Annotated in this window: 2 protein-coding genes; both read left to right on the forward strand. The window is 75.2% G+C overall.

Annotated features, from left to right (window positions below; translation table 11 throughout):
• The coding region (locus ACIRYZ_RS45835; RefSeq protein ID WP_402955496.1) for an SDR family NAD(P)-dependent oxidoreductase at positions 1-3,740 on the forward strand (3,740 nt) is incomplete at its 5' end.
• A 13-nt stretch (positions 3,741-3,753) separates the two neighbouring features.
• Positions 3,754-9,311, forward strand: a 5,558-nt coding sequence (locus ACIRYZ_RS45840) for an SDR family NAD(P)-dependent oxidoreductase (RefSeq protein WP_402955498.1), incomplete at its 3' end; no start/stop codon positions are given.

Consider the following 9,311-nt stretch of genomic DNA (forward strand, 5'->3'; position numbering starts at 1 on the left):
CCCACGGCATCAAGGTGGCCTGGCACGACCTGCTGCCCACAGCCGCCGCCCCCATCGACCTGCCGACCTACCCGTTCCAGCGCCAGCGCTACTGGTTGCAGTCCGCCGCCGGGAGCACCGACGCGTCGGGGCTGGGCCTGGGCACCGTGGACCACCCCCTGCTGGGCGCGGTGGTCGCGCTGGCCGACGGCGACGGCGCGCTCCTCACCGGCCGGATCTCGCTGCACACCCACCCCTGGCTGGCCGACCACACCGTGCAAGGCACGGTGATCCTGCCAGGCACCGCCTTCGTGGAGCTGGCGATCCGGGCCGGGGACCAGCTCGGGCGCGGCCACCTAGCCGATCTGACCCTGCACACCCCGCTCGTGCTGCCCAAGCACGGCTCGGTGCTGCTCCAGGTCCGGGTGGCCGCACCGGACGAATCCGGCCGCTGCACGGTGACCGTGCACTCCCGGCCGGAGGACGGGCCGGCCGACGCCTGGGCCGCGCACGCCGTCGGCGTGCTGACCGCGGACGCCCCGCGGCCGCCCGCCGTCCCGGCCGAGTGGCCGCCGGCCGGGGCCGCCCCGATCGGCGTGACCGACCTGTACCCGCGCCTCGCCGAGGCCGGCTACCACTACGGCCCGGCCTTCCAGGGCCTGACCGCCGCCTGGCGGCAGCAGGACGCGGTGCTCGCCGAGGTCTCCCTCCCGGAGGAGCACGAGGCGGAGGCCGCCCGGTTCGGCATCCACCCCGCGCTGCTGGACGCGGCCCTGCACAGCATGTTCCTGCTCGGCTCGGACGAGACCGGGGCGGCGAAGCTGCCGTTCGCCTGGAACGGCGTGACGCTGTACGCCGTCGGAGTGACGGCGGTCCGGGCCCGGGTGGCACTGGTCGGACCTGACCAGGCCTCACTGATCCTGACCGACCGGGACGGGCAGCTGGTCGCCACCGTGGACTCCCTGGTGGTGCGCGGCGCCTCGGTCGGACAGCTCGCCGCCCGGCCGGCGCCTGCGGACTCGCTCTTCCGGATCGACTGGGTCCCCGTCCCGACGGACGGTCAGCAGCCGCAGGCGGAGCCGGTCCTGGTCTCCCGGGTGGACTCCCCGGCACAGGGCGACACGGCGGCCGAGGTCCATGCCGTCACCGCCGAGGTGCTGGCCCTGCTGCAGGACTGGCTCGCCGGCGACCATCCCGAGGGTGCCCGCCTGGTGCTGGTCACCCGGGGCGCGGTCGCGGCCGGGGCGGACGGCGGGATCACCGACCTGGCCCACGCGGCCGCCTGGGGTTTGGTCCGCTCGGCGCAGTCGGAGAACCCGGATCAGTTCGTGCTGATCGACGTGGACGACCCGGACACCGCGCCGGAGCTGCTGCGGGCGGCCGCCGCCACCGGGGAGCCGGAGCTGGCGGTCCGGGCCAGCGCGGTGCTGGCGCCCCGGCTGGCCCGGGTCGGCGACGACGGCCTGCTGGTGCCGCCGCCCGGCGAGCCGGCCTGGCGGCTGGACGTGATCGGCAAGGGCACCATTGACAACCTCGCCCTGGTCGGCTGCCCCGAGGTGCTGGAGCCGCTGGCCCCGGGCCAGGTGCGACTGGCCGTGCACGCGGGCGCACTGAACTTCCGCGACGTGGCGGTGGCGCTGGACGTCGTCGCCGGTCTGGAGGGCGTGGGCGGCGACGCGGCCGGCGTGGTGCTGGAGGTCGGCGCCGGTGTCACCGACCTCGCGGTCGGCGACCGCGTGATGGGCATCTGCCCCGGCGCCTTCGGCCCGATCACCGTGGCCGATCGTCGCAGCCTGGTCCGGATGCCCGAGGGCTGGACCTTCGAGCAGGCCGCGGCCATGCCGATCGTCGCGCTCACCGCCTACTACGGCTTCGTGGACCTGGGCGCGCTGAAGCCCGGCGAGAAGCTGCTGATCCACGCGGCCGCGGGCGGCGTGGGCACGGTGGCCGTGCAGCTGGCCCGGCACCTGGGCGCCGAGGTGTTCGCGACCGCGAGCCCCGGCAAGTGGGAGGCGCTGCGCGCGATCGGGTTCGACGACGCGCACCTGGCCAACTCGCGCACCCTCGAATTCGAGCAGCACTTCCTGGAGAGCACCGGCGGCCGCGGCTTTGACGTGGTGCTGGACTGCCTGGCGGGCGAGTTCGTCGATGCCGGCCTACGGCTGCTGCCGTCCGGCGGGCGGTTCCTGGAGATGGGCAAGACCGACAAGCGCGACCCCGGAGCCGTGGCCGCAGCCCACCCGGGCGTGGCGTACCAGGTGTACGACGTGCTGGAGGCCGGGCTCGACCGGATCCAGGAGATGCTGGTCGAGCTGCGGCTGCTGATGGAGCGCGGGGTGATCCGGCCGCTGCCGATGACCACCTGGGACGTCCGGCGCGGGCGCGACGCCTTCCGGGCGCTCAGCCAGGCGCGGCTGATCGGCAAGGCGGTGCTGACCCTGCCGCAGCCGGTGCCGGCCGAGGGCACCGCCCTGATCACCGGCGGCACCGGTGTGCTCGGCGCTGCGCTGGCCCGCCACCTGGTGGCCGAGCGCGGCCTGCGCCATCTGGTGCTGACCAGTCGCCGGGGCCAGGAGGCCCCGGGTGCTGCGGAACTCTCGGCCGAGCTTGCCGCCTTGGGCGCCACGGTCACCGTGGCCGCCTGCGACGCGGCCGACCGAGAGGCGCTGGCCGCACTGCTCGCGGCGATCCCGGCGGCGCATCCGCTGACCATGGTGGTGCACGCGGCCGGCGTTCTGGACGACGGCCTGGTCGCCGCACTGACGCCGGATCAGCTGGCGCGAGTGCTGCGCCCGAAGGTGGACGCGGCGGTCAACCTGCACGAGCTGACCGCGGATCTGGAGCTGTCCGCCTTCGTGATGTTCTCCTCGGTGGCCGCCACCCAGGGCGGGCCGGGCCAGGGCAACTACGCCGCGGCCAACGCCTTCTTGGAGGCGCTGGCCTGGTACCGGCGCGGCCTGGGCCTGCCGGCCAACGCCCTGGCCTGGGGCTTCTGGAGCGAGCGCAGCGGCATGACCCGCCACCTCGACGAGGCGGACGTGACCCGGATGAGCCGCGGCGGCGTGCTGCCGCTGGAGACCGAGCAGGGCCTGGCGCTGTTCGATCTGGCGCGAAGCGCGGACCTGCCCGTGGCGGTGCCGGTGCGGCTGGACATCGCCGCGCTCCGGTCGGGTGCCGGGCCGGTGCCGCCGCTGCTGTCCGGCCTGGCCGGCCCAGCCCAGCGCCGCACGGCCCGGGCCGGCTCCGGCCGCAGCGGACCGCAACTGCGCGACCAGCTCACCGGGATGGCCGGCGTCGAGCAGCAGAAGCTGCTACGCGACCTGGTGGTCTCCCATGCCGCTACCGTGCTCGGTCATGGCTCGGCCGGGGCCGTCCCAGCGGCCCAGACGTTCAAGGAGCTGGGCTTCGACTCGCTCACCGCGGTGGAGTTCCGCAACCGGCTCAACGCCGCGACCGGCCTGCGGCTGCCCAGCACCCTGGTCTTCGACCACCCGACGCCGACGGCGCTCGCGGAGTACCTGAGGTCGGAGCTGCTGCCGGAGCAGGCCACCGGGGTCGAGGGCGTGCTGGCCGAACTCGACCACCTGGAAACGGCGCTGGGGACGATCGGCACCGACGACCTGGAACGGCTGCGGGTCACCCGGCGGCTGACCGAGCTGCTGGCGGCCTGGACCGGAGACGACGGCCCGGCGGACGTGACCCATGACCTGAACGATGCCTCGATCGACGACCTCTTCGACATCGTCGACAAGGGATTCTAGGAGCGAACACCAGATGTCCGAAGAAGCAAAGCTGCGCGACTACCTCAGGCGCGCGATCGCGGAGGGCAAGCAGGTCGCCCAACGGCTGCGCAAGCTGGAGGAGAAGGCCGACGAGCCCATCGCGGTGATCGGTATGGCCTGCCGGTTCCCGGGCGGTGTCGGCTCCCCCGAGGAGCTCTGGGCGCTGGTGGCCGGCGGCGTCGACGCGATCGACGAGTTCCCCGAGGACCGCGGCTGGGCCGAGTTCGCGGCCGGTGCCACGTACACCACGGCGGGCGGCTTCCTGGCCGGGGTCGGCGATTTCGATCCGGGGTTCTTCGGGATCTCGCCGCGCGAGGCGCTCTCCATGGACCCGCAGCAGCGGCTGCTGCTGGAGACCGCATGGGAGGCGGTCGAGCGGGCCGGCATCGATCCGCTGTCGCTGGACGGCAGTCAGACCGGGGTGTTCATCGGCGGTTCCTCGGACTACGCCGGGCTGCTGGCCGCCTCCGACCACGACAGCGAGGGCCACGCGCTGACCGGCACGGCGCCGAGCGTGCTCTCCGGCCGGATCGCCTACAGCCTGAAGGTGAACGGCCCGGCGGTGACGGTCGACACCGCCTGCTCCTCCTCCCTGGTCGCGCTGCACCTGGCCGCACAGTCGCTGCGCCGCGAGGAGTCCGACCTGGTGCTGGCCGGCGGGGTGTCGGTGATGTCGACACCGAGCCCGTTCGTCGAGTTCTCCCGGCAGGGCGGGCTGGCGGCCGACGGCCGGTGCAAGCCGTTCGCCGCGGCGGCCGACGGCACCGGCTGGGGTGAGGGCGCCGGGGTGGTGCTGCTGGAGCGGCTCCGTGACGCGCAGCGCAACGGGCACCCGGTGCTGGCGGTGATCCGCGGCAGCGCCATCAACCAGGACGGCGGCTCCAACGGCCTGACCGCGCCCAGCGCACCGGCCCAGCGCCAGGTGATCCTGCGGGCGCTGGCCAACGCCAAACTCACCGGCGCCGACGTGGACGCGGTCGAGGGCCACGGCACCGGCACCACGCTCGGCGACCCGATCGAGGCCCGAGCCCTGCTCAGCACCTACGGGCAGGACCGGCCGAACGGCGAGCCGCTCTGGCTGGGCTCGCTCAAGTCCAACATCGGCCACACCCAGGCGGCGGCCGGCGTCGGCGGCGTGATCAAGATGGTGCAGGCGCTGCGGCACGAGCTGCTGCCGCCGACGCTGCACGTAGACGCGCCGACCCGGCATGTGGACTGGGAGACCGGCAACATCCGGCTGCTCGGCGAGGCGCAGCCATGGCCGCGCACCGAACGGCCGCGCCGGGCCGGTGTCTCCTCCTTCGGCGTCAGCGGCACCAACGCCCACCTGATCCTGGAGGAGGCGCCGCGGTCGGAGCCGGAGCCGACCGCCGAGCGCACCGCCGCCCCGGTGGACCTGGCCGTGCTGCCCCTGGTGGTTTCCGGCGCAAGCGACGCGGCGATGCGCGCCCAGGCCGGCCGACTCGCCGAAGCTTGGGCGGCCGCACCGGAGTTGTCCGCCGACGACGTGGCCTGGTCGCTGGCCACCAGCCGGTCGGCGTTCGCCCACCGCGCCGTGGTGACCGGCGCCGACCCGGCCGCCCTGCGGGCCGGGCTGGCCGCGGTCGCGGCGGCTGGCTCAGCACCCGGCGTGGTCGAGGGGGTGGCCGAGCCGGAGGTCCGGGCGGCCTTCGTCTTCCCCGGCCAGGGCGCGCAGTGGGCCGGCATGGCGCTGGAACTGCTCGACTCCTCACCGGTGTTCGCCCGCCGGATCACGGAGTGCGCCGAGGCTCTGGCCCCGCACACCGACTGGTCGCTGTCGGCCGTGCTGCGCGCCGAGCCGGGCGCGCCCTCGCTGGAGCGGGTGGACGTGGTGCAGCCGGTGCTCTGGGCCGTGATGGTCTCACTGGCCGAGCTGTGGCGGGCCTGTGGCGTGGAGCCGGTCGCGGTGGCCGGCCACAGCCAGGGCGAGATCGCCGCCGCCTGCGTGGCCGGCGCGCTCTCGCTGGCCGACGGCGCCCGCATCGTGGCCCTGCGCAGCAAGCTGATCGCCTCCGAACTCGCGGGCCGGGGCGGCATGGTGTCGGTGCCGCTGCCGGTCGAGCAGGTGCGCGAGCGGCTGGCCCGCTGGGGCGAGCGGCTGGCCGTGGCGGCGGTGAACGGGCCGTCCTCGATCGTCGCGGCCGGCGACCCGGAGGCGCTGGAAGAGCTGCTGGCCGAGTGCGAGGCCGACGGGGTGCGGGCCCGCCGGATCGCGGTGGACTACGCCTCGCACACCGCGCACGTCGAGGACATCAGGGCGGAGCTGGCCACCGTGCTGGCCGGGATCACCCCGACCGCCGCCCGGGTGGCGTTCTTCTCCTCGGTGACCGGCACGGTGACCGACCCGGCCGAGCTGGACTCGGACTACTGGTACCGGAACCTCCGGCAGACGGTGCGGTTCGAGCAGGCCACCCGGGCGCTGCTGGAGTACGGCTGCACCGCGCTGATCGAGATGAGCCCGCACCCGGTGCTGGTGCCGGCGGTCCGGGAGACCATCGAGGCTGCCGGCTCGGACGCCGTCGCCCTCGGCTCGCTGCGCCGCGACGAGGGCGGCCAGGCCCGCTTCGTGCTCTCACTGGCCGAGGCGCACGTGCACGGCGCCGCCGTCGACTGGGCCGGCCTTGCCGGCGGCCGGGCGCCGCGGCGGGTGGACCTGCCCACCTACGCCTTCCAGCACCAGCGGTTCTGGCTCCAGCCGCCGACCTCCGCCGAGCGGTCCGCCGAGGCGTTGCTGGACTCCTGGCGGTACCGGGAGGAGTGGAAGCCGGTCACGGCGACCGGGACGGCGCGGGGCCGGTGGCTGCTCGTGGTACCACAGGCCGGTGCCGGGGCCGAGGTGGCCCGGGCGCTGACCGGCGCCGAGCCGGTCGAGCTGGTCGCCGGGCCCGGCACCGAGCGCCGCGCCCTCGCCGAACGGCTGGCCGCCGCCGGCGAGTTCACCGGCGTGCTGGCCGTCCTGCCGGACCTGTGGAGCTCGACGGTGCTGGTCCAGGCGCTCGGGGACGCCGGGGTCGGCGCGCCGCTCTGGTTCGTCACCCGCGGCGCGGTGGCCGCGGTCGCCGGCGACCGGGTGCGCCCAGAGCCGGCCCAACTCTGGGGCCTCGGGCGGGTGGTGGCACTGGAGTACCCGGACCGCTGGGGCGGACTGGTCGACCTGCCCGAGTCGCTGGACGAGGCCGCGGCAGCCCTGCTGTCGGGCGTGCTGGCCGGCGCCGGCCCCGAGGACCAACTGGCCGTCCGCGCCGCCGGCTTGTTCGGCCGCCGACTGGTCCGGGCCGATCTGCGCGAGCCGGCCCGCCCGTGGAGCCCGCGCGGCACGGTGCTGATCACCGGCGGCACCGGCGCGATCGGCGGCCACGTGGCCCGCTGGGTGGCCCGCAACGGGGCCGCGCACGTGGTGCTCACCAGCCGCCACGGCAAGGACGCGCCCGGCGCGGACCAGCTGCTCGCCGAGCTGAACGAGCTGGGCGCCACCGTCACCATCGCCGCCGGCGACATCGCCGACCGCGACTTCCTGGCCGAGACCCTGCGCGAGGCCGGCCCGCTCAGCGCCGTCTTCCACACGGCCGGCGTCAGCCAGTATGGCGACCTGGCCGGCCTGACCGAGGCCGACTTCGCCGACGCCTCGGCGGGCAAGGTGCTCGGCGCCCGGCACCTGGACGAGCTGCTGGCCGAGGCCGAGCTGGACGCCTTCGTGCTCTTCTCCTCCGGCGCCGCCGTCTGGGGCAGCGCCGGCCAGGCCCCGTACGCCGCCGCCAACGCCTACCTGGACGGACTGGCACAGCACCGCCGCTCCCGTGGCCTGCCCGCCACCTCGGTCTCCTGGGGCGGCTGGGCCGGTGCCGGGATGCTCGCGGGTGACGCCGGGCGCGAGCTGAGCCGGCGCGGCGTCGGGGCGATGGCCCCCGAGCTGGCGCTGACAGCCCTTCAGCAGGCGCTGGACCACGGCGAGACGCTGCTGACGGTGACCAACATGGACTGGACGCGGTTCGCCCCCGCGTTCACTCTGGCCCGCCGCAGCCCGCTGATCGAGGACATCCCCGAGGTGGCCGCGCTGCTACGCGAGGAGCAGCCGGACATGGACCCGCGCGCCGCCGCCCTGCGGCAGCGGCTGGCCGGGGCCGGCGAGGCCGACCGGTTGGAGGCCCTGCTGGCGATCGTCTGCACCGAGGCGGCCGTGGTGCTGGGCCACACCGACGGCGGGTCGATCAACGCCCGCAAGCCGTTCCGCGACCTGGGCTTCGACTCCCTGCTGGCCGTGGAGTTCAAGAACCGGCTGGTCCGGGCCACCGGGCTGAGCCTGCCGGGCGCGATCGTCTTCGACTACCCCACGCCCACCCAGCTGGCCCGCCAGCTCGTGCTCCGGCTCTGGGGCGAGGCCGACGCGGCGGCACCAGTCGCGGCGGCGGCCGGCAGCGACGAGCCGATCGCCATCGTCGGCATGGCCTGCCGCTACCCGGGCGGGGTGAACTCCCCGGAGGAGCTGTGGGACCTGGTCGCCTCGGGCACCGACGCGATCTCCGCGTTCCCCGCCGACCGCGGCTGGGACGCCGAGGGGACCGGCGGTTTCGTCCACGACGCCGGCGAGTTCGACCCGCTGTTCTTCGACATCTCGCCGCGCGAGGCCCTCACCATGGACCCGCAGCAACGGATGGTCCTGGAGGCCTCCTGGGAGGCGCTGGAGCGGGCCGGAATCGATCCGGCCGGCCTCACCGGCAGCCGGACCGCGGTGGTGGTCGGCGCCGCCTCGCTGGACTACGCGGGCCTGCTCTCCGACTCGGCGCACGGCGCCGAGGGGTTCGGCATGACCGGCAACGCCAGCAGCATCATCTCCGGCCGGGTCTCCTACACGCTCGGTCTGGAGGGCCCGGCGCTCACCATCGACACCGGGTGCTCCTCCTCGCTGGTGGCGCTGCACCAGGCCACCGCCGCGCTGCGGGGCGGCGAGGTCGACCTGGCGCTGGCCGGCGGTGTCGCGCTGATGGCCAGCCCGGTCGCCTTCCTGGAGTTCTCCCGGCAGAACGGCCTGGCCGCCGACGGGCGGGTCAAGGCCTTCGCGCAGGCCGCCGACGGCACCAACTGGGGTGAGGGCGTCGGCATGCTGGCGCTGGAGCGCCTCAGCGACGCCGAGCGCAACGGGCACCGGGTGCTCGCGGTGATCCGGGGCTCCGCCGTCAACCAGGACGGCGCCTCCAACGGCCTCACCGCACCCAACGGGCCCTCGCAGCAGCGGGTGATCCGCCAGGCCCTGGCCAACGCCCGCCTGACGGCCGCTGAGGTGGACGCCGTCGAGGCCCATGGCACCGGCACCACCCTCGGCGACCCGATCGAGGCCCAGGCCCTGCTCGCCACCTACGGCCAGGACCGCGAACAGCCCCTGCTGCTGGGGTCGTTGAAGTCCAACATCGGCCACACCCAGGCCGCCGCCGGTGCGGCCGGGATCATCAAGATGGTCATGGCCATGCGCCACGGCATGCTGCCGCCGACCCTGCACGTCGATGCGCCGTCCTCGCACGTGGACTGGTCGGC

Origin of the sequence: Kitasatospora sp. NPDC101155, from assembly GCF_044768305.1 — a bacterium.
Classification (GTDB): Bacteria; Actinomycetota; Actinomycetes; order Streptomycetales; family Streptomycetaceae; genus Kitasatospora.